General features: G+C 35.4%; 23 protein-coding genes. 11 read left to right on the top strand and 12 right to left on the bottom strand.

The window, feature by feature from the left end:
* Window positions 1-26 precede the first annotated feature (26 nt).
* Window positions 27-2,444: a TonB-dependent receptor gene (locus ACXAGS_RS05780; protein ID WP_474905334.1), complete on the bottom strand. Its 2,418-nt coding sequence runs from the start codon at window positions 2,442-2,444 to the stop codon at window positions 27-29.
* A gap of 111 nt (window positions 2,445-2,555) precedes the next feature.
* On the opposite strand from ACXAGS_RS05780, the gene ACXAGS_RS05775 reads away from it, so the two are divergent.
* Both ACXAGS_RS05775 and ACXAGS_RS05770 read left to right on the top strand, forming a co-directional pair.
* Window positions 2,556-3,509: a helix-turn-helix domain-containing protein gene (locus tag ACXAGS_RS05775; protein ID WP_474905332.1), complete on the top strand. Its 954-nt coding sequence runs from the start codon at window positions 2,556-2,558 to the stop codon at window positions 3,507-3,509.
* An 81-nt stretch (window positions 3,510-3,590) separates the two neighbouring features.
* Window positions 3,591-4,958, top strand: coding sequence for an NAD-dependent succinate-semialdehyde dehydrogenase (locus tag ACXAGS_RS05770; RefSeq protein WP_474905330.1), 1,368 nt, complete (start codon window positions 3,591-3,593; stop codon window positions 4,956-4,958).
* Window positions 4,959-5,031: 73 nt separating this feature from the next.
* Here ACXAGS_RS05770 and ACXAGS_RS05765 read toward each other — a convergent pair whose 3' ends face one another.
* On the bottom strand, window positions 5,032-5,616 hold the full coding sequence (locus ACXAGS_RS05765) for a hypothetical protein (RefSeq protein ID WP_474905329.1): 585 nt from the start codon (window positions 5,614-5,616) through the stop codon (window positions 5,032-5,034).
* A gap of 228 nt (window positions 5,617-5,844) precedes the next feature.
* On the opposite strand from ACXAGS_RS05765, the gene ACXAGS_RS05760 reads away from it, so the two are divergent.
* Both ACXAGS_RS05760 and ACXAGS_RS05755 read left to right on the top strand, forming a co-directional pair.
* Window positions 5,845-6,297: a ferritin-like domain-containing protein gene (locus ACXAGS_RS05760; RefSeq protein ID WP_474905328.1), complete on the top strand. Its 453-nt coding sequence runs from the start codon at window positions 5,845-5,847 to the stop codon at window positions 6,295-6,297.
* Window positions 6,298-6,440: 143 nt separating this feature from the next.
* Complete coding sequence (locus ACXAGS_RS05755) at window positions 6,441-6,926, top strand: Dps family protein (protein ID WP_474905326.1); 486 nt, start codon at window positions 6,441-6,443, stop codon at window positions 6,924-6,926.
* A gap of 43 nt (window positions 6,927-6,969) precedes the next feature.
* Here ACXAGS_RS05755 and ACXAGS_RS05750 read toward each other — a convergent pair whose 3' ends face one another.
* Window positions 6,970-7,299 (bottom strand): hypothetical protein, encoded by a 330-nt coding sequence (locus ACXAGS_RS05750; protein ID WP_474905325.1) that lies wholly within the window; start codon window positions 7,297-7,299, stop codon window positions 6,970-6,972.
* A 545-nt stretch (window positions 7,300-7,844) separates the two neighbouring features.
* On the opposite strand from ACXAGS_RS05750, the gene ACXAGS_RS05745 reads away from it, so the two are divergent.
* From ACXAGS_RS05745 to ACXAGS_RS05730, 4 genes are all read left to right on the top strand, one after another.
* The gene (locus ACXAGS_RS05745) at window positions 7,845-8,399 is read left to right on the top strand and encodes a helix-turn-helix domain-containing protein (protein WP_474905324.1); all 555 of its coding nucleotides are present in this window, start codon (window positions 7,845-7,847) and stop codon (window positions 8,397-8,399) included.
* Between the two features lie 8 nt (window positions 8,400-8,407).
* Window positions 8,408-8,854: a response regulator gene (locus ACXAGS_RS05740; RefSeq protein ID WP_474905322.1), complete on the top strand. Its 447-nt coding sequence runs from the start codon at window positions 8,408-8,410 to the stop codon at window positions 8,852-8,854.
* 3 nt (window positions 8,855-8,857) lie between these two features.
* Window positions 8,858-11,032, top strand: a complete 2,175-nt coding sequence (locus ACXAGS_RS05735; protein ID WP_474905320.1) for a sensor histidine kinase — start codon at window positions 8,858-8,860, stop codon at window positions 11,030-11,032.
* A 298-nt stretch (window positions 11,033-11,330) separates the two neighbouring features.
* Window positions 11,331-12,347, top strand: coding sequence for a helix-turn-helix domain-containing protein (locus ACXAGS_RS05730; RefSeq protein ID WP_474905319.1), 1,017 nt, complete (start codon window positions 11,331-11,333; stop codon window positions 12,345-12,347).
* 160 nt (window positions 12,348-12,507) lie between these two features.
* Here ACXAGS_RS05730 and ACXAGS_RS05725 read toward each other — a convergent pair whose 3' ends face one another.
* The 8 genes from ACXAGS_RS05725 to ACXAGS_RS05690 form a co-directional block, all read right to left on the bottom strand.
* Window positions 12,508-12,660 (bottom strand): YqaE/Pmp3 family membrane protein, encoded by a 153-nt coding sequence (locus ACXAGS_RS05725; RefSeq protein WP_474905317.1) that lies wholly within the window; start codon window positions 12,658-12,660, stop codon window positions 12,508-12,510.
* A gap of 95 nt (window positions 12,661-12,755) precedes the next feature.
* Complete coding sequence (locus ACXAGS_RS05720) at window positions 12,756-13,343, bottom strand: DUF1989 domain-containing protein (RefSeq protein ID WP_474905315.1); 588 nt, start codon at window positions 13,341-13,343, stop codon at window positions 12,756-12,758.
* A gap of 3 nt (window positions 13,344-13,346) precedes the next feature.
* Entirely contained in the window at window positions 13,347-14,036 is a 690-nt protein-coding gene (gntA, locus tag ACXAGS_RS05715) for a guanitoxin biosynthesis heme-dependent pre-guanitoxin N-hydroxylase GntA (protein WP_474905314.1), read from the bottom strand.
* A 103-nt stretch (window positions 14,037-14,139) separates the two neighbouring features.
* On the bottom strand, window positions 14,140-14,943 hold the full coding sequence (locus tag ACXAGS_RS05710) for a glucose 1-dehydrogenase (protein ID WP_474905312.1): 804 nt from the start codon (window positions 14,941-14,943) through the stop codon (window positions 14,140-14,142).
* A 221-nt stretch (window positions 14,944-15,164) separates the two neighbouring features.
* Window positions 15,165-16,160, bottom strand: a complete 996-nt coding sequence (locus ACXAGS_RS05705) for an NADP-dependent oxidoreductase (RefSeq protein ID WP_474905310.1) — start codon at window positions 16,158-16,160, stop codon at window positions 15,165-15,167.
* A gap of 19 nt (window positions 16,161-16,179) precedes the next feature.
* Window positions 16,180-16,758 (bottom strand): TetR/AcrR family transcriptional regulator, encoded by a 579-nt coding sequence (locus ACXAGS_RS05700; protein ID WP_474905308.1) that lies wholly within the window; start codon window positions 16,756-16,758, stop codon window positions 16,180-16,182.
* 96 nt (window positions 16,759-16,854) lie between these two features.
* A complete protein-coding gene (locus tag ACXAGS_RS05695) occupies window positions 16,855-17,757 on the bottom strand; it encodes an EamA family transporter (RefSeq protein ID WP_474905306.1) in 903 nt (300 codons plus the stop codon).
* 80 nt (window positions 17,758-17,837) lie between these two features.
* Window positions 17,838-18,404 (bottom strand): DUF4494 domain-containing protein, encoded by a 567-nt coding sequence (locus ACXAGS_RS05690; RefSeq protein WP_474905305.1) that lies wholly within the window; start codon window positions 18,402-18,404, stop codon window positions 17,838-17,840.
* Window positions 18,405-18,658: 254 nt separating this feature from the next.
* Here ACXAGS_RS05690 and ACXAGS_RS05685 point away from each other — a divergent pair, with 254 nt between their 5' ends.
* A complete protein-coding gene (locus tag ACXAGS_RS05685; protein ID WP_474905303.1) occupies window positions 18,659-18,850 on the top strand; it encodes a cold-shock protein in 192 nt (63 codons plus the stop codon).
* 108 nt (window positions 18,851-18,958) lie between these two features.
* Window positions 18,959-19,420, top strand: a complete 462-nt coding sequence (locus tag ACXAGS_RS05680) for a cold-shock protein (RefSeq protein ID WP_474905301.1) — start codon at window positions 18,959-18,961, stop codon at window positions 19,418-19,420.
* Between the two features lie 87 nt (window positions 19,421-19,507).
* Here the strand turns inward: ACXAGS_RS05680 and ACXAGS_RS05675 are convergent, their stop codons facing one another.
* Window positions 19,508-20,824: an MFS transporter gene (locus ACXAGS_RS05675; protein ID WP_474905299.1), complete on the bottom strand. Its 1,317-nt coding sequence runs from the start codon at window positions 20,822-20,824 to the stop codon at window positions 19,508-19,510.
* A 124-nt stretch (window positions 20,825-20,948) separates the two neighbouring features.
* Here ACXAGS_RS05675 and ACXAGS_RS05670 point away from each other — a divergent pair, with 124 nt between their 5' ends.
* Window positions 20,949-22,256 (top strand): ATP-binding protein, encoded by a 1,308-nt coding sequence (locus tag ACXAGS_RS05670; protein ID WP_474905297.1) that lies wholly within the window; start codon window positions 20,949-20,951, stop codon window positions 22,254-22,256.
* Window positions 22,257-22,345: the final 89 nt, after the last annotated feature.

Raw genomic sequence — 22,345 nt, 5'->3', positions numbered from 1 at the left:
GTATAGCATATTTATATTTATAAGTATTAAAAATTATTTAGGTTATAGGTTAATTTTAGATAGAAAGCCCTACCTGGTTTTTGGACCGAAAGGTTGTCGTAAACCGGCTTATCAAAAATGTTTTTGGCATCAAAACTTAAAATGATGTTCTTGCTTGGAAACGTGTAGCTCAATCCTAAATCTTGAACCAGCTGTTCTGGTACCCTAAAGAAATCGTCTCCCGTGGTGTTGGATCCTTGTGGCACCAAATAAGAAAAATCGTCTGTATAGTACAGGTTATAGAAGAGGTTTAATTGGGCGTTTTTCTGAAAAACGTTATTAAAACGATATCTGGCACTACCGTTCATAGTTAAGAACGGTGTGTTAGGCACATCTATCGCTGTACCTCTATTTTCAATTTTTAAATCGAACTTAGAAACGTTAAAATTAAGAGCCAAATTATTATTGTAGGTATAGCTTAATTGCGCATCAATACCTTTAGAAGTACCACTGCCTTGGTTTACATAAACAATTAATTCATCATTTACATTTAAAGAAGTTTCTAAGGGCAGGCCAATACGGTCTTTAATGTTTCTAGTAAAGAAATTGGTGTATACAGAAAACTGATGCTTTTTAATATTGAAAGAACCAAAACGGAACCCCACGTTTAAATTATCACTACGTTCAGGATTTATACTAGAATTGGCAACAACATTATCCCCGTCATTCCCAAAAATTTCGGTTTCATTAGGCAATCGTACTGCTTTTTCCGCAGAGGTTAACAAGGTAAATTCTGGTATAATTGCGTAAGATGCAGCAAATCCGTAGCCTTCGTTAGTAGTATTGTTGGTTACAATTTCTTCAACTATAATAGAGTTACCATCTTCATCTTCTGCAATTTCTGGGTCTTTGCTAATATTCTTTTGCTGGTAATATTTACCAAAAAGGCTTGCTTTAAATCGGTTTTCAAATGCAGATACATCGTAGGTTAATGAAAATATATTCTTGCGCAAGTCTCTTGTGCCCACAAAAATGTTTTCTAACAAGGTATTAAGAGCATCACTATCTTCTCTATCAATACTACTAAATACATGATTGAACAAAACCTTATGGTTTTTATTAAAAGCATAGGAAAGTCCGCTTCTAACCGAGGCAACATTTCTTTTAATTTTTGCTAGGGTAGGGCCACCTTCTTGCTGTGAACCCCAAGTATATTCATACTCATCTCCCCTAAAATCTATGGCACGTTGCCCATTCCACGCATAGGCTGCAGCAAGCGTATCTACCACCTGTCTGTTGCGTTTGCCGTATAATCCTATGATGTTTAAATCTAATCCTTTGGTAAACAGATTTTCCTTTTTATAGGTAAGATTGCCCAACAATGCATCAGACTCTAAATACCGGTCTTTATAAGGGGTTATGGTCATAAATGCACCATGTTGCACCTCTTTATAATCATCTGAAGCGGTAATGCCTAAAAAGAATTGATCCGCCCAAGCAACATCTGTAAAACCAAATTGTGCAATACCACCCACGGAACGGTAGGCATCATTAAAACGTCTTGCCGTAATTGGTGTTTGTACGCCACCAAGACCTGTAACTACAACACTACGACCAGAAACTTCATAGTCATTATCAGAATAGTTTTGAAATAAAGACGCCTTTACGGTGAACCCAGAAGTGTCCATTCTATAAACTGCATTGGCGTTGGTCTGTAGGGTGTTAAAGGAACCATAGGAAGCAGATACATTTAAGGTATTTTTTGCTTGGCTGTGTAGTTCAATATTAATGGCTCCGCCAAGGGCATCACTAGCCAAATGGCCGGGAACCACACCCTTATACACCTGTATTTCTTTAATTAAAGAAGGCGGAATGCTGTTTAGGTTAAAAGAATTACCATAAACAGAAATGGGTATACCATCTACAAAAATACGTACGGCACTACCAGATAATCCGTTTAAACTATATTCTACATTAGCGCCTAAACCACCATTTTGCCTAATTTTTACACCAACGGTAGTATTTAATAGTTCATTGGTCTGTATGTTGCGTATGCTTGCTTCTTCCGTTTGTATGGCGGTAACGGCAAAACCTTCTGTTTCTAAAGCAGTTTTTTTAGATTTTCCGCTTACTGTAACGTTATCCAAATTATTGGTGCGTTCTACCAATACAAAATCTGCCGTTAAATTTTTCTCTCCCTTAAGGAAATTTACACTTTGTTTTTTGTCGTAATAACCAATGTAAGAGGCTTTTAATTGTACTGTAGTTTCGGTTATATTTCCTAGCGTATAATTTCCATTTATATCTGTTTGCGTTCCTGTTTGGGTACCCGCTATAACAACGGTTGCTCCAAATAAAGGTTCGCCGTTTACAGTACTTATTTTACCAGTAATTGTTCGGTTTGTTTGGGCTTGCAGGTAAATGCAATTAATAAGGACTACTAGGATTAAATAATAAAAACGCACTTAATTTTTATTTAGAACGATTTAAAATAATTAGGTTTGCAAAAGTAAAAGGCAACTAAAAACAAACGATAACGCAAACGGAAGTTAAAATGACCCAAAAGGAAGTTTATAATGGGTAAAGAGGAAAAATGGCATTTTAAAGGCACCAACGCTCCACCATTTTCATTGCAAGCCTTTGAGGAAAAAGGAACTCAACTAGCTTTTATAGGAGAAAATGGAATTCAAAAAAGGTATCAATTAAATGGCTGTGTGTTATTGGGTTTGTCTTACCATCCCCAAGAAAAGTTACGGTCGCAATTGTTCCAAGAGCACAAGGCCCTAAAATTTGTATTTCAAGTCTCCGGTAGCAACCAATTAAAGTTCAAGAAAAAAATGGTTGCTCTAGAAGCAGGTTTTTATAATCTGTTAGTTAACCCAGCCGGTAACCTTTCTGTTGTTGCAGCTGGTGAAACTAATGCTTGTTATATTTTAACCGTGCAATTCGCATTTTTAGCGCATTTATTTAAGGAGGACGAGGAATTGCTTTATGCCTTAGAAAAACTCTATTTGAATAATGACCTAACTAGCTATTGGAAAGAGAACAGACCTTTTAACGATTCTATTTGTGCTATTTTAAATGATTTTGACACGGCTACCGTGGAGGGTGATTTAAAAAAGGCTTACCTACAAACCAAAACGGTAGAGCTTTTGTACTTAATATTTCATAAAAACGAAACAAAACGAAGCGCCTTTATAACAGCAAGTCCTCCAAAACTAGCCGATACTTTAATGGCGAAAGTTAACGCTTACCTAGTCTATAACTTGCACCGGTCTGTAACCATTCCAGAACTAGCTCAATTTGCAGGAATAAATACTACCAAATTAAAGACCGATTTTAAGAAAGTTTACGGAAAAACCATTTTTAAGCAATTAACCGCACTACGCATGCAGAAAGCGCATAACCTGTTACGGGCAAAAGAATTAAGTATTGCGCAAATATCCCAACAAGTGGGTTATAAGAACCCCCAACATTTTACCGTAGCGTTTAAAAAATTCTATGGGCATTTGCCAAGTGAATTATCTTGAGTGCAATACGGGTAATTAATCTGCTAAAAGGAGCCTATTTAGCCAATTGTTGTGCTTAATTTTGAAGATAAATGTAGAATTATGGAAGTAGCTAAAAGTATTAATCCAGCCACGGAAGAGCTAATAAAAGAATATCCTAGACATACAGAGAAGGAAGTTTTAACTAAAATTGAGCAGGCAAATAACGCTTATACGAAATGGAAGGGGCAAAGCTTGTTAGAACGTTCTAAGTATTTACATAGACTGGCAGATGTTCTTGAGAACAATAAAGAAGTTTATGCAGAATTAGCTACGGAGGAAATGGGTAAACTTTTAAAACAATCCCAATCTGAGATAGAGAAGTGTGCTTGGGTATGCCGTTATTATGCAGATAACGCCGAAAAATTGTTAGCTAAAGAGGAAGTGGAAACGGAAGCCACAAAAAGTTATGTTACTTTTCAACCTTTAGGTGTGGTATTGGCCGTGATGCCATGGAATTTTCCTTTCTATCAAGTAATCCGCTTTTTGGCTCCAGCGCTAATGGCCGGCAATGCGGCCTTATTAAAACATGCTTCTAATGTACAGGGTTGTGCCTTTGCTATTGAAGCAGCGATGGAAAAAGCAGGTTTTCCAGAAGGGTTGTTTGCTAATCTTAATGTTGGGTCTTCCGCAATTGAAGACATTATTGCAAATAATGCAATAGTTGCCGTAACCTTAACCGGTAGCGAGCCAGCTGGCAGATCCGTTGCAGCAATAGCTGGCAAACACTTAAAGAAATCGGTGTTGGAATTGGGCGGTAGTGATGCCTACATTATTTTAGACGATGTGGATTTGGATACTGCTGTGGAAACAGCGGTATTTGGTAGATTACAAAACAATGGGCAAACGTGTATTGCAGCTAAACGTTTTATTGTTTTAGAAAAGGTATACGATGCGTTTTTGGAAAAATTTACCCAACGCATGGAAAATGCAATCCTTGGACAACCTAAGGACAAAAATTCTTTTTATGGTCCAATGGCCCGGGTAGATTTAAGAGACGAGTTGCACCAACAAGTTTTAAAAACCGTAAAGCAAGGAGGTACATTACATTTGGGTGGTCAAGTACCAGATAGGAAAGGGGCTTATTACCCAGCAACTATTCTCACCAATTTAAAACCAGGGATGGTTGGTTTTGACGAGGAACTTTTTGGACCGGTTGCTTCAGTAATTAAAGCAAAAAACGAAGCAGAGGCCATTAGCTTAGCAAACGCCACCAATTTTGGACTTGGAGCTGGGGTGTTAACTGGTAATAAGGAAAGAGGTGAAAAAATAGCCTTGCAACTAGAAGCCGGTAATGCTTTTGTAAATAAACTGGTAGCATCAGACCCTAGATTACCTTTTGGAGGAATAAAAAATAGTGGCTACGGGCGTGAGCTTTCCGGTTATGGGATTAAAGAATTCACCAATACCAAAACCATTTGGGTAGATTAATATTTTCCAGTTTATAGTAAACAAAAAAAGACCGTTACAAACGGTCTTTTTTATTGAGGGATGTCAAAGTATATTAACTCTCATAGATTACTTGGTAACCTTCTAATTTATTTTTTAAGGTCTCCATGTCTTTTACATAGGTGTAAGAAGAATTAAACACCTGTTCTGGTCTTTCGCCAATTATATAATACTTTACATTTAAATCTGGCGCATTTAATGTTACCTGGTCAGAAATACGCATTTTTTTATCACCTAGACTTTGTTCGCCTTTTTCTAAAGAGGAAACAACAATTAAATTATCCTCACTGGCATATATTTTTTCTATATCCAAATTATGGTTGGTCTCTGCAATTTCTGCTTCTACGCGTAGGGTACGTTCTATTTTCTCGCCATAATCTTCTGGCATATCAACATCCAAGTAAGGTACTTCTACCTCTTCCTCTTCCATGACCACAACTACTTTAGGTATTTCCATGGTCTTAGTGGTCGTACCCACGTTTACATCTGCCCAATCCACATCGTAAGACGGTAATTGTCCGGCTGCGGTTTCTATATCAACATCTACTTCTGGTAATTCTGCTTCTTTTTTTTGGTCTACTTTACAGCTTCCTAATAAAATAGGTGTTGCTACTACTAAAGATAAAAGTGTCTTTCTCATATTGTCTGTTTTTTATTGTTTTAATTCACTTCAAATGTATACGTAGCTACCTGCAAAGTTTTGCTATAATACGGAAAACCTTAGCGTATTTGCTATATGATTGTTCTAGTAGAATATGGAGATGCTTAATATTTGATACTGTGGTTTAAAGAGTTAAACCAATATGTAAATGCACTAACGTTTGTTTATAAATAGTCCCAACTTTGTTTCAAACAAAAAAATAACACTATGTCAGTTTTTGAAAAGAATACAGAAGAAAAATTAAACGGTCTTTTAGCTAGGGCCTATGATGCAGAGCAAGGATTTACCAAAGCGGCAAATCAAGTAGAAAGTAAAGCGTTACAACGTTTATTTGAACAAAAAGCCAATGAGCGTAATCAATTTAAAGCAGAATTGGAACATGAACTTACCGCCAAGGGAATGGACGTGACCAAATATACCGGTACCTTTAAGGGAGCAGTACACAGGGCATGGATGGATACAAAAGCGTTATTTTCTAACGAGGATGAAGAGGCTATGCTAGAAGAAGTAAGAAATGGTGAAAAAGTAGCGTTAGAAGATTACGAGGATGTACTAAAAGAAACAACTTTGCCAGCAAGCACGATTAACGTTTTGACCAATCAAAAAAATAAAATTGAACAAAGCTATAATCGTGCAAATTACTTAGAGAACGCGTTTTAAAAATATTATTGTGAAGGAGAAAAGACCGCCCGTAAAAAGGCGGTTTTTTTATGATAAAATTAGCTCGGACGGTAACAATTGTTACTGTTTTCTTAGGTTAATTAACGGACATTTATGTCCTAATTAATAATAATATGAACACCATGAAAAACAGTACAATAATTACAGAAAAGGGAATTGGCCTAAACGAATTGGAAATGAAAAGGGTCGCGACCAATCTACAACGTCTATTGGCTAATTATTCTATTTTTTACCAAAACGTAAGAGGATATCATTGGAATGTAACTGGACCACAATTTTTTATGTTACATGAAAAATTTGAGGAATTGTATACAAACATTAATGGCATTATAGATGAAGTGGCAGAACGAATAAGGGTATTGGGCGAAAATCCTACGTCTAAATTTTCTGAATACCTTGATAGTACCGATTTAGAGGAAAATTCGGCAGTGAACGCAGAACAACAGATTAAAGAGGTAGTAAACGGATTAAAAATTTTAATTAGTGTGCAACGGGAAATTTTGGAAGTGGCTGCTAATTTCAACGATGAAGGTACGGTAAGTCTCATGGGAGACAACATTTCCGAACATGAAAAGCAAGTATGGATGTTTAGCGCGTTACTGTCCTAAGAACAGTGTTATAGAATTGGGCACTTCTTTGGAGTGTCCAATTTTATGCTGTTTTGGAGTAATTTGGCTGTATTATCTTAGTAGCGTTAATTTTTGGTGTGTCTTTTACTAAAAAGTCCTCAAGGGCTTGTAGTCCATTTAAGAGGCTAACTTCACTTTTATTAACGGCAACAAGGTCTAATTCCTTAACATAAACCTTATTTCTTAATGCAGCTTCTATTTCTTGCCAGATTACTGGTAATACTTGCTCTTTGGCTAAATTAATTAGCCTAACATTTGAGGCGCTCATTTTTTCTTGTAATGCTTTTATTTCAAACGCATCGTAAGAATGGTATAAAACTATTTTTTGCTGATTAAAAGTTAAAAATCCCATGTTCTAAACTATTTGAATGGGTAGCAAATTCCATTTTTTATTTAGTACTTATTATCGCAAAAGCTAATTTAATGCGCTCTTTTGCAATTGCGTAATTAAATTCAAAAGAGTTAACTATTTGGTTAATAGAGGTAAAGACGTTTAGTTCTTTGCTACAAATTTGTAAGTGTAAAAAAGAGATTGCTTAAGAGAGAATAAATAGGGAATACAGTTTTTTGGTTAGTTTGGTTTGAAAAAGATTGCACAACACTTCCGTGCAATCTTTTTTTATGCAATACTCTTAAAATTCTTAATTCTTAAACAAAATTTGTATCTTAAACAGATGCAGATAATAAGGTTTCTAGAATGTGTTCAATTTAAACAACTTATGACTTTATCTGAAATACAAAATCAGAAATATCGGCTTTATAAACGATTAAACTGTTTAACATTTAAAAGTTGTTTAGTAAGTCCATTAAATGATTAAACATTTTTTATGTTAAATAAAGAATCTTGTTTATAGTTTTGTTCTAAGTTTACAAAAGCGTATAGCTAATTTAGTGTGTATGACATTACATCTTAAATACGACCTATCACAGACCTACAAATCTGTAATAGAGTTTGTTTTAAAGAATTTGAGTATTGATTATTATTTGGTAAATCTTAATGAAATAAGATTAAAAGAAGCCTTGGATCTGGCCCAGAAGGTAGAATTACAAGAGCAGTTGAGTTTATTTAATATTTCTATTGTAGATGATCAGAAGCTAAGTTTAATACAACGCGTAAAGCTGTTGATTAATTTTTATTTAGAACACAAAGAAATACAAACCAAAAATGTAAGTGATTATTTGTCAGAAGAATTGGATTATTCCTATGCTTATTTGTCTAATTTATTTTCAGAGGCAACCTATTCTTCCATTGAAAGTTTTATAATCTTGAGAAGGGTAGAATTGGCAAAGGATCTATTATTAAAAACAGATAAATCATTAACAGAAATAGCATTCGATTTAAATTATAGTAGCGTAGCCCATTTATCAAGTCAGTTTAAAAAGACCACAGGTTTAACACCATCGGCCTTTCAAAGAATTATTCAAAAAAGAAAAAGTATTAATCCTAATTAACCACCACGATGTTACAGGACAGATTACGAATTAATTTAACAGATGACGATGTAGACGACCGTTTGTTTTTTGAAGAGGCCATTAACGACCTTAAAATGAACACGGAATTAACCACCTTTTGTCATGGTGCGGAGCTTATGGAGTTTTTAAATGCTAATTTGGCCAATAAGCCAGATTTAATCTTTCTAGATTTAAACATGCCTATTATGAATGGTATGGAGTGTTTGCAGCAAATTAAATCTTCTCCATTATTAAAAGATATTGTTGTTGCTATTTATTCCACATCCTCATCAGAAAAAGACATTGAGGATACGTTCATAAAAGGTGCCGATATTTACTTGACCAAACCTAGTTCTTTTATAGAGTTAAAGAACGCCATACAACGAGTACTTAAAATGAATTGGCAATACCATACCTCTTCTTTAAACAAAGAAAACTTTCTTTTAAGGGTCTAAATTATGCCAAACAGAGCGTTACAGCGTTCCAATAAGGCTTCTACATTTGCAATGTTGGTTGCATTTGCCGTTTTATTGGCCGTTTTTATATTTTCTTATAATCGCTATTTTCAATTAGATGATGACCGGGTTAGGTCTTCAGAACAATTTAAAGAACAAATTAAGGCAGAGAAGCTTTTTAATACCTATAACGAGCTTCAAATTACCCAACTACAATCTTCCTTTGTAAAGGAAAGGGTACCTGTTTCGCAATTTCAGGCATTATTAGATAGTTGTCAGCGAATCTTGTCGGACTTAGAAATAAGTTTTAAGGATAACCTTACACAATTAAATCATTTGTCTACGTTACAAGGGCAGCAAGATAGTTTGCTCAAAGCTTACACCAAATTAGATTTAATAGTAAGTGCAGAAAATAGTAGCAGTTTAGATGTTAGGCGCATTTTTAAAGAAATGAATACCATTTTATCTTCCATAGATACCACTAAAGACAAAATTATAGCAGAACAGCAGCGTAATGTTGCACAAAGTGAGGAAAAGGTAAAACAAAGTAACCGTATTTATGCCATCCTATTTTTTGCTGCTGGTTTTATATCCCTATTAATATCAATCTTGGCTTTTACACGCATTATAAAAGATAACAAACACATTGTAAATACAACCGAATTTTTAGAAAGCGTGCTAGAGGCTACGGAAGAAATTGCCAACCTTTATATACCGGTATATAATGATGAAGGTGAAGTTGTAGATTTTAAAATTGAATATGCTAGTAAGGCTAATGAAAATATAACCAATTATAAGGCAGAAAAACTGAGGGGTGTTTTGGTTTCCAAAGCGTTCCCCTTTTTAAAATCTACAGGAGAACTTGATCGTCTTATCAATTGTTTTAATGAACAACAACCTGCTAATGATATTCTAGATTTTAAAATATTTAAAGAACAACGCTACTTCTGGGTTAGGTATTTCCCCTCTAAAAACAATGTAAAAGTATTGGTGTCGGACGTTACGGAAAACAGAATGTACGCCGCAAACTTAGAACGTTTAAATACGGAATTAGAAATGAGCAACTCCCTTCTTAATGAAGCGGAAAAGATTGCATCTATGGGTAGTTACATTTGGAATTTGGATAAAGACCAAAGTGTACTTTCAGATAACGTATACCGTATTCTAGGCTATAAAAAGGAAGACATGGACATGTCTGCTAAGAAATTTAAAATGTTTGTGCATGAAGATGATTTGGAGGAATATGAAGAGCACGTTCAAAATGCGTATGACCTAAAAAAACCGTTGGATTTTAACTTTAGGGGCATAAAAAAGTCGGGCAAAGAGATTCACTTGTATACGCATGGTGTTTTTGATGAAACCCAAGATGAAAGGGTTATGATTGGTGTAATCCAAGATATTAGTAAGCAAGTACGTTTAAATAAACGCTTGTTAAACCAAAATAATAGCCTTTTAAAGAAGAATACAGAACTGGAATCTTTTAATAGGGTGGCCAGCCACGATTTGCAAGAGCCCTTACGTAAGGTGCAGATGTATTTATCTAGAATTTTGGAAGGAAATCAAAACGAAGCACTACCGGAACGTAAATTAGCCTATGTTAATAGAGCTTTGGATGCTTGCTCACGTATGCGCGTTCTTATTAACAACTTACTTTCTTTTTCAAGAATCGACAAAAGGGGAGAGGTGTTTGAAAAAGTAGATTTAAACGATGTTTTGAATGGTCTAATAAATGATTATTCTATAAAATTAGAAGAAACCAATTCAGAAATAATCTTAGGAGAATTGCCAATTGTAAGAGGTATACCTTTTCAATTAGAACAATTGTTTAGCAATTTAATTAGCAACGCTATTAAATATAGGGTAAAGGAATGTGGAGTTATCGTTAAAATAGAATCAGACTTTATTCAACAAGAAGTAGCTATGAATGATGGTTTAATTGTAACCACGGACTATCATCTAATTACGGTAGCGGATAATGGAATGGGCTTTGATAACGATAAGCGAGAAAAAATATTCGATATTTTTCAGCGGTTACACCAAAAACACCAATACACGGGTACAGGTATTGGATTGGCCATTTGTAGAAAAATTGTAGGCAAACATAGGGGTAAAATTTACGCTTCTAGTACTCCAGGCCAGGGAGCAACCTTTACCATAGAACTACCAGTATATTCTTAATTATATGTTAATGGTAGTTCCTTGTTAACATAATTTTAGCACATTTTAAGACCAATCTAAAAATCTTATAACACAAACAAAAAATTGTGTAATGCTTTTGGCTTTCACTTAAACGATTTTTACATCATCGAAATTTAAGAAAAAGAAAAGCCATGAAAAATCAACCTTCCAATACATCAAGATTGTTCGCCCGGGTAGGGAGGACTATCGAAAAATCAAAATACTTTCCGCAACCTACAATTCCTGTGGTAAAAACCCAATTAGTAGAAAAAAGTCATTAACCTTTAAAAACAACAGTATGAATACCTTCACAATACATTCAAATACGCTTAACAAAGGATTATTAGAACTTAAGGAACAATTAAATGCTGAAGCTGTTTCCAATTTTAAGGAGAAGCAACTTACCTTTAATAATGTGCTTGGAAAAGGACAAATAGTAGGTGTGGCATTAAAAGGAAGAATCAACTATTTAGAATTCAATGTTACATTTAAAGAAGATACTCAAGTATTATTGGGTACTGAAACACAGAATTCACTTTTCTTTGCTTACTGCGTAGATGGCAGCTTAAGCCATAAATTTAGTGAGCATAGTGAGACTATTGTTTTGGAGCCGTTCCAAACAGCAATCATGGCAAACAGTGTTTCTCCCATCAATGTTTTAGAATTTAAAGCCAATGAGCCAACCAATGTAAGTATTATTGGTGTTTATGGTATGCAAGAGGCAGATAATCCTGAAACCATAAAATATCAATTAAGAGAAACCTTTATAAAGGATAAGAAAGAAGACTATCGTTTTGTAGGGTCTTATAATTTAAAGATTGCAGATAGCATTAGACAACTAAACAACCTTAAGATGAACGGTATGGTTAGGGCGCTAATGACCGAAGGCTTGGTGCATATTATATTGGCCATGGAAATTCAGCAACACCAAAGAGACAGTCTATTAAAAGACGAAGCGCTTGGTTCTTTAAATAGTAGAGACCGTAAAATGGTAAAAGAAGTTTCTGATTTTATTCAAAATTATCCAGAAACCAACAAAACAGTAGTGGACTTGGCTTCTAAAGTAGGAATTTCGCCAGCAAAACTTCAAGAAGGTTTCCGATTGATGCATAAAACTACCGTTAACGATTTTATTAGAAACGAACGAATCAAAAAAGCGGAAATGCTTTTAAAAACAACGGATTTTACCATCTCGGAAATTGTTTACACCATTGGTTTTAGCAGTAGAAGTTATTTCTCTAAAATATTCAAAGAAAAATACAACTGTTCTCCAGTGGAATATAAATCAAAAATTAAAATGGCTGTAACCGCTTAGTAAAAACATTTTTAATTACTTAAACCAGTCAACCGTTTATCTTTTAGGTAAGCGGTTTTTCTTTTTTTAGGAATTTCCTTTATCCTAACCAACGGCATTAAAAAAAGGACTCTAAATTGAGTCCTTTTTTTTGGATATATGAGTAATTAAGTGAGTGTTCCTATTTATTTACCATAAAGGCGTGTATTACACCCGGTAACCATGCCAGTGCCGTTAGCAAAATGCTAATAAGTAAGGTTAATCCTATTCCATGTTTTAATCCTACTGCTAATGGCGGTAAAAATATATTTAAGAGTATTGTTAATAATGACATCCTTATTCAAAAATTAATCGGTTTAGTATGCTTCAAATTTAGAGTTAGCCAATTTTAAGTGTGAACCCATTTAAAAAATAGCTTAACTCAATCCATTAATCCAATTCTGTCGTGATTTTATAACCAATTGGTTTAAAAGAACCACCATTGCTATCCTTGGCACTGCATGCGGTCAAGGCCACAATTAAGTTTTCCATGGCTTTAAAAATTATCTTATCTCCTTTATTAGATATAGGAGTCTCAACAGAAACGGCGCCTTGGTTACCAATCTTAACGTTCATGAACACATTAAAAGCCGTGGGTATGGCATCGCTCTGAATACCGAAGGGTTTCAGACTCTTAGACAAGTTATCCCTACAACTAAATTGAGTGTCATGGTCTTTGTACATTATTTCAAAGGTTTCCTTACTGCAAGGTGCTAGTAGAAAATCGTGTACGCCAACATCGTCCTTTACAATTTCTAAAAGCTTGTTACTGCGGTTACTCCATATAAAGTTACCCTTAGTAAAACGAATGGTTTCCTCAAAATCTATTGATTTACCCGAGGAAATGTATTCTCCGGTATCCTCTGCATTAAAGACCACCATATCAGAAACCTGTTGGCCATTAATATCTACTACTGTTAAGTACTGCCCTTTTTCTAATAAAAAGGCAGTACCGGTTCTGGGTGCTATTTTGTTCATTAATTAGATTTTATGAAATGGGCATTTCCAATTGGCTCCATTATTTCTACCAGAATATTGTAGGGCCTCACTGGCCGTGCCAAAATCTTTTAAAACTGGGTTTATACTTCCGTTCTTATCTAAATCCCGTTGTCTTATAGTATCCCTTACATTCTCATATAAACCTTGCCTACGTAATTCTTCAAACTGCCAATGTAGATTAAAGGCTAACATAACATACGGGCTTTTTCTGGCTTTTCTAGAACTAGCTGGGTGCATGCCTACAATGTAGAATGCTTTTCCTTTGATACTGAAGCTAAAATTCTGGTCGTTCGGATTACTGGATACGCTGGGGTCCCAGGGTTCATTGTCTTGTAGGTGAATATTTTGCAGCAATTGCCACAATGCGTTTTCAAATTCTTCTTCATTGTTAAATCCATTTAAAGGGAATACGGCCAAAAAGGACTCGAATTTATTGGTATTAAAATCATAGTTGTTTAGATAATCTTCAATATGCTTAAGTAACTTAGCAGCAGTACTATTCTTGCGCATATCGTCGTAAAGGTGATAAGTCATTTTATCCAGTTTATGTACGGTCTGTGCCATAATACAAGGATGGTCTTCCTTTACTAAAAAATCTTCTAATCTGTCCTCAAATTTTTCTCTGGATAAAAAACGTGTACAGGGCGTAATTTCGTTTTCAATTAGTGTCATAGCGTTATTTTTAAGTGTCTGTTTCTTCGAAGATATTCTAGGTCACAAATTGCTATTAACACGTATACGTATAATGTTATCTTTAACCGTTATTTAATGTTTTTTAACCATTGCCCTTAAATCCTGGGTAGGTTGTCATACCCCCATCTACATATAAGGTTTCACCGTTTATGTAATCAGAATAGTCGCTAGCCAACCAACAAGCCACATTACCTATATCTTCCGGTTCGCCAATACGCCCATACGGTATTAATTTAAGCATAGCTTGTCGTTCTTCTTTAGTACCTCTAGCGTCTTTGTTAATTTTTGTTTTAATTGCCCCAGGAGATATTGCATTGCAACGTATTTTGTCTGCAGCGTACCCTTGTGCAATACTTCGCATTAGCAGCTCCAAACCACCTTTGGCAGCGGCATAATTGGCATGTCCGGACCATGGAATTACATCATGCACGGAGCTAATGTGGATAAGCTTACCAGCGGCTTTAGAGATGTCTTTACGAATACCTTGTTTTAGAAATTGGTTTATAGCTTCTTTAGCACATAAGAACTGTCCGGTAAGGTTTACATCCAATACCTGTTGCCAAGCCTCTAATGGCATTTTATGCAATGGATAATCTTTTTGGATTCCTGCATTAGGCACTACAATATCTATAGCACCAAACTCCTTTAATGCTGTAGTAAACAACTTTTTTGTTGCTGCCTCTTTGCTCACATCTGCTTGTACTACAATGCATTTAGCTCCTAATGAACTAATTGTTTGAGCGGCATTTTCCGCACCCTCTTTATTACTATGGTAATTTAGCACTATGGAAGCGCCCGCTTTGGCCATGGCAACTGCAATACCTTTACCTATCCCAGAACTGCTACCGGTAATCAAAGCGGTTTGATTTTTTAATACGTTAACCATCTAATTTTTTGTTTAAATGTAGGAGCAATAGCTGCAAGGTATTGACGGTAATACACTTAAAATTAATTCAATACAGAAGTGATGCAGGACTTAATATTGCGGAAAAAGAAATTTTGCTACAACCAATTGGTTTTGTTACTACCAAGAAAAAATAGAATTCCTTCAATAGGTAAAAAGCCCGCTAATCGCGGGCTTTTTTATTTTCGTTGTATTAAAAAAGGCTACACCTTCACAATCATTTTTCCTTTGTTTTTTCCGTTCATCATGTCTAAAAAAGCCTGTGGCGTATTTTTAAAGCCTTCTACAATAGTCTCGGAATAGGTTAATTTATCTTGCTTTAACCAAGTAGCTAACTGTTTTGCTGCTTCTGGAAATTTAGCTGCATAATTAGAAACGATAAATCCTTGCATAAGTGCGCTGTTCTTTACCAAAAAAGGTTGCACTGCAACACCGGTTGGTATTTCCGTATTGTTGTACACAGAAATTGCACCACAGATAATCATCCTTGCAAAACGATTGATATTGAATAGTACCGCATCGGAAATTGGACCTCCAACATTATCAAAATAGATATCAACGCCACTAAGAGCGGCCTCCGCTATAGCTTGTTGCATATTTTCCGTGGTCTTGTAGTTAATAGCGGCATCAAACCCAAATTTAGATTTTAGCATAGCCGTCTTTTCGTCGCTACCCGCAATACCAATTACCCTAAGTCCTAATAATTTTCCTATTTGACCAACAACACTACCTACTGCGCCAGCAGCTCCCGATACAACCAAAGTTTCGCCTTCTTTTGGTTTTCCTATTTCATGTAAACCTAGATAGGCCGTGAGTCCGGTCATTCCAATAATGCCCAAATAAGCGCTTAACGGGGCTAAATTTGGGTCTACCTTTTGTAACCCTTCTGTAGTTACTACTTGTTCAGTTTTCCAAGGCAGCATCCCCGAAACAAAATCACCTTTTTTAAAAGCCTCGTTCTTAGATTCTATTACTTCGGCAACCATACCGGATAGTAGGGGCTTGCCTACTTCAAAGGGCGGTATATACGATTTAGCGGCACTCATTCTACCTCTTAAGTAAGGATCTACAGAAATATATGCTGCTTTAACCCTAAGCTGTCCATCCTTAAGTTCAGCCGTTTCTTCTTGGGTAAATTCAAAATTGTCTAAAGTAGGTTCTCCAACCGGTCTACTTTTGAATAAAATAGTATCTATCATAATATGTTATTTCACTTTGTTAAACTTTTATGCTTTGCCATGCCGTTTCAAAAGCATGGTCTATTATAGTATCATTTAATTGGTAACTACCACGTTCATCCATCAGTATTAGAAAGGCAATAGGATTTATGGTAAAGCCATAGAGCAAGTAATTGTTCAATGGTTTTATCAATTTTTCTTTCTTTCCTTTATCCCATAATGCTAATAAGGGTTCTAAATGTTTTATTCCCTTGTCCCTAATAACTTCATCTATCATAGGAGTACTGTCGCATTGCGCTAGAAATAAAGCGTTTTCACGATTAGCTAGCTTGTAATTGAAAATAGCACGCCAAATGAGTTCAAAGGCTTTTTTAAGCGGTAGGTGGGTGGTTTCGGTCTTAAAAATGAAGGAAGTAAAATCTGCCTTTACACTTAGATAAGCTTGATTTACCAAATCTTGTTTGTTCTCAAAATAAAGGTAAATGGTTGCTGGTGATACTTGCGCCATTTTGGCTATTTTACTCATAGGTGCAGCATGAAAACCATTGTTAATAACCAAACTAATAGTAGCCTGTAGTAATCTATCTTTTTTTTCTATGCTTTTTTGTAACCGAGCCATTGCCTAAAATATGAAGACAAAGGTACCTATAAAAAAGAATGAACATTCATTTTTTTAAAAAGGTTTAGCAGAATATTAAGCTTTTAAATCAGGTTATTATTCGCTATAAAGTATAAGGAACACTCCAATAAGAATACCAAATAGGGGTACTAATTTTTTTCGTTTGTTCTTTTCCTTAAAAAGGAGTCCGCCTAAAACTACCGCTATTAATATTTGGCTCCTTTTAATGGCAGATAATAGCATTATTAACGCATCGGGGTCTTGTAAGGCCTTAAAATAAAAATAGTCTGCCAGTTGCAACAACACCCCAACCATGGGTATGGTCCATCTAAATTGAAAACTTTGTTTAATAGCTACACTTTTTCTTCTTTTATATATTACTAGGGCACCTATAATGAGCATGGTATACGTGCAGAACCAAAATTGTAGGGTAGGGGGATTCAAGTTTAAACTTTGGATTAAAAATTTATCATACAACCCGCTACTTGCTCCTAGAAAGGTAGCGGCTACTATGGCGTATATCCATTTATTGCTTTTAAAAATAATCCCTTCTTTTTTACCAATCCGTGAATACAGAAAAACGGACAGAATTATAAGAAAGAAACCAATCCATTGCCAAAAATTAGGTCGTTCTTGATATATTAAAATAGCCCCGATAAAGGTAAAGAAAGGACCTGCCGAACGTATAGGGGTTACAATGGTTATAGGCAAATGCTTAAGCGCTTGGTAAGCCAAAACCCAAGAAGCAGCCATGATCATTGCCTTAATAAGAATGTAACCGTGTTCTTCTATGGATAATGGGTTTACATAGAGTTGTAGTTGTTGTAGGTATTCCGGTTGCAAAAAAGACCCTAAAAAAAGTGGAAATAGCAATAAAAACCCAGCAATTAAAGTGCCCAGTAGAACCGTATACGTTTCATTATCACGTACCGCGTGTTTCTTACATAAATTGTGTAATCCTAAAAATAAGGCCGCTAAAAGTCCAAGATACATCCACATAATGCGCGCGAAGATAGTTTATTGCATAAAAAAGACCGCTAATTTTAGGTTAGCGGTCTTTTATTTTTAGTTTTTCGAATTTATTCCTCTTCATCTGCCGTGGCCATAACATCTGCCATTTCTAAGTCCTCATCCATTTGCAATTTTTCTGGCACGGAGTTTTTGGCCGCATTAAACTTTTCGAGGCGTTCCATTTCGTCTTCATCTCCAGAAAAATATGGAAACACATCAATTATAGGAGATTCTGCAACGGCAGGTATAGTATATTCTCCCATGGTACCTTTCATCACTTCAATAGTATTATCGTATGCCTCCTTAACATCATTGGCTTGTACCAATAAATACATGTTGGTTTTACGTTCTTTGCCGCTCTCCTCGTCATATGCAATTAAAGAAACTTTAGACTTAAACCAACGATCTGTATTTTCAAAAGGGTGTATTTCTGCATAATTAGCTACTTTAATATTGGTGATTTTAATTTCTTCACTATCCATTAAATAAGCCTGCATTTCTTCGGTAATTCTACTTTCTGCTTCGGTATACGATATAGCATCTACCAAAAAGGGTTCTGTTTTTACCTTTTGCATTCCGGTTGCCTCGTCTAATTTTCTATACTTTACCTTACACTCGTACCAAGTTGCGCTCATAATTCTTAATTTTTTGGGGTGCCAAATATAGCTTTTAGGGCACGGCGTTGCGAAATAAAAAAGTAATAGATATTCACAATTTATAGCATCAAGAACTAGTTGGCAGATAATGAACGGATTAGTTGTTTTAATAGTTCGGCAGCATTAGAAAATGAAAGTTGTACTATTTTTTAAATATTTGTCACTATTTCTAGTGCTATAACCATTTATTAGCCTCACCTTTGCAACTTATTAAAAATATTAAGTATAATAACATGAGTAAAGGAACAGTAAAATTCTTCAACGATACCAAAGGTTTTGGTTTTATCACCGAAGAAGGTGTTAGTAAAGAACACTTTGTACATGTTTCTGGATTAATTGACGAAGTACGCGAAGGTGACGAAGTTGAGTTTGATTTAGAGCAAGGTAAAAAAGGATTAAATGCAGTGAATGTAAGAGTAATCTAACAAGATATATCCTAAACAAAATAGCCTATCTGGAAACAGATAGGCTTTTTTTATGACAAAACATGGATTTTACTTAAGAAAACCTTACCTTATCGGCTAACATAGAATATGGCAAAATCACAACAAACCTTTAACAAAAGGGAAAAAGAAAAAAAGAAGCTTAAAAAACGAGAAGAAAAGCTGAAAAAGAAAGAAGCAAGGCGCGCCGAAGCAAAAGAAAGCGATGGCGGAATTCCTTTTGCTTACGTGGATAAATTTGGTAACCTTACCGATACACCTCCAGAACCTACAGAGGAGGAAGAAATTGATGCCTCTGAAATAGTATTGGGTATTCCACAGAAAGAAGAAACCGATGAAGATAAATTTGATCCTATCCGTAAAGGAAAAGTGTCTTTCTTTGACCATTCCAAGGGTTTCGGATTCATAATTGATTCAGAAAATAACGAAAAGTATTTTTGTCACGTAAGTGGTTTAAATGATGAAATCTCAGAAAACGACAAGGTAACTTTTGAGCTTGAAAAAGGGCAACGTGGAATGAACGCTGTTCGTGTAAACCTGGATAAATCCTAAATTTATTTACAACTAATAATTTAAAGCTACACTTTAAATTAGTGACGTTTAAATACTTTAAATAAATAACTTGCCTTTTAATTAAATCTATTTAGATTCTACATTAGGTAGGTTGTAGCTACGGTAGGCCCCGTAAATTCCGAAAACGGACAAAACAAGAATTACGCCTTTGGTAGAAATTAATGCTACCAAAGCGCTAATACCACCAGTTATTAAAAGTATGGCGCCAATCAACGTATTGCTTACAGATACGTAATCCGTACGTTGGTTGCCTTCTGCCATGTCTACTATATAGGTTTTTCTTCCTAACCGTACCCCACTATGGGCAATTCCTAAAAGAAAGAAGGCTATTGGATACAGCCAAAAGCTATTCTTAAAATTGGGTATAAAGGCGATGATAAAAAACATTGCGATGCCTAAAATGGCAGCAAAAGATGCCGCTATGGCCATAACGTTCTTACTAGAAGTATCTGCCATTCTTCCCCAAATTGGAGCACTAATTATAGAGGCAAGACCATTAGCCAAAATAAATAATCCTAGCAAGTAACTTTCTTTACCTAAATTATCTTGTGCCAGTAATACATAATAAGGTGCCGTAAGCGCGGAACATAATAAAAGCGAACGAGCTATGACAAAATTTCTAAAATGGACATCGGTTTTAATTAGGCTCATTCTTTGCAATGCTTCTTTCCATGCGTTTTTACCACCGTCCGTAGCGCCTTTTTCTTCGGCGATAAAAGCATAAACCAGAGCTGCTATGAGCCATAAGCTGGCGGCAAAAAACAACAATGTGGCATAGAAGGCAACGTTTGCATCGTTTTTAGATTTGTAAATAATATATAAACCTGCAAGTAAAACCAAAACGCCAGACACGGAAACGGTATACCCTTTTAATTTGCCACGTTTTTTCTTCGGAATGGTTTTTCCCAACACATCTTTGGATGCTACGGAGCATAATCCGCGCGATAAACTAAACAAAATCAAAAAGAGAATAATGGTATATCCTGCCGTTACACCTTTTGTATACAAGGTAGCAAGCCCAATTGCGGCAATACTCAAGCATTGTAAAACACTCCCTATTACATAGACCCATTTACGCCGTTTTTGCGTACGAACGTAACTTGCAATTACGATTTGTGGTAACATAGAGCCAGATTCCCGTATGGGTACAATAAAACTAATTAGGTAAACCGGGGCGTTAACATAACTCATTACCCATGTTAATACGGTTTTAGGATTACTAAGGGTGTCGCCTAATTTGGTTAGGGTATTGCTCAATAGAATCAGAAAATAGTTTCTAGGGGTTTCTTTGCAGGCATCTTCACTAATAGCGCTACAAGCACGGGCATCTTCCTCGTTGTTGAGATAATCGTACAAACGTTCGGTAAAAGAATTGGTTTTCATGCCTAAAAGATACAATTTACTGTAGGTTTTTTGCGTTTTGTATAATTAACAAAGCTTTCTGGTAATTCAATTGTTTTAATAGCTTGGTTTGTAGTATTTTTAGTAACCCAAGTACTATCGGTTTATGAACGAGAATCTTTTAAGTCAGCAAGAAAAAGACCAAATCATTGAGCGCCAATTGCGCTTTCAGGAACTGTTAATCAGTATTTCTACCACGTATATTAATTCTGACCTTTCAGATATTGACCAACTCATCAATAAATCGTTAAAACAAATAGGAGAGTTTGTAGCATCTGATAGGAGCTATATTTTTTCCTATGACTTTGAAACCAATACAACCACCAATACCTATGAGTGGTGTGCGGAAGGAATAACGCCAGAGATAGACAATCTAAAAAACGTTCCAATAGACTATATTCCACAATGGTTGGCAGCCCACCGAAAAGGAGAGGCTTTTTGGGTAGAAGATGTTAGCAAACTGCCAGATGATGGGGAAATGGGACTAAGGGCTATTTTAGAACCGCAAGGAATTCAAAGTCTCATAACCATACCTAAAATTAAAAACAATGAACTTATTGGGTTTATTGGGTTTGATTCGGTTAGAAAAATCAACAAATACAACGATAATGAAAAAGATATTCTTTTTGTTTATGCCAACATGTTGGTCAATGTAATACAGCGTAAAGAGCAAGAAGAAAAGATTAAAGCACAAGAGGCTAAAAAAGAAGAGTTATTACAATCACTCTCAGAGCAAAACCAAGCCTTGAACGAATATGCCCATGTAGTTTCACATGATTTAAAGGCTCCTTTAATCAATATGCACACCCTGTTATCTTGGTATATGCAAGATAAAAGAGCAAGCTTGGACAAAGAAGACAAGCATACCCTTAAGCAAGTACTTTTTAATGTGGAAAAGATGGACTCCCTTATAAAGGGAATTTTAGACTATTCTACCATTGACCGTATTGCTGAAGAAGACACTTGGGTTAGTACGGATTTAATTATTACAGAGGTACTACAAACGCTTTTAGTACCAGAACATATAACCTTGCAAGTACAAGAGCCATTACCAAAGCTTTATGGTAATACGTGGCGTTTTAGACAAGTCTTTCAGAACTTAATACAGAATGCCATAAAATATTCCGATAAAGAAAAAGGTAAGATTGCCATTGGATATTTTGATAGGCCAGAAGCTTATGAGTTCTATGTTAAAGACAATGGAAAAGGAATAAACAAGGCTTATTTTGACCGTATTTTTAAAATTTTTACCAAACTGGATAATACCGCCAGCTCTTCTGGAATTGGTTTATCTATCGTAAAAAAAATAGTTACCCATTACAAGGGAGAGGTTTGGTTAGAAAGTACGGAAGGGCAGGGGTCTACTTTCCATTTTAGTTTACCAAAAGTCGTTGTAGCTAAATCTAAATCGTAGTACGCTTCTGTTTTTTAAGTGGTTATAGCTTCAATTTAAAGCTTTTAGTTAAATAAAATCAGTTTGCTTAAGATTTACATTTCGCACCT

Source organism: Croceivirga sp. ABH4_376 (assembly GCF_056160685.1).
This window is presented reverse-complemented; position numbering and strand designations above follow the sequence as displayed.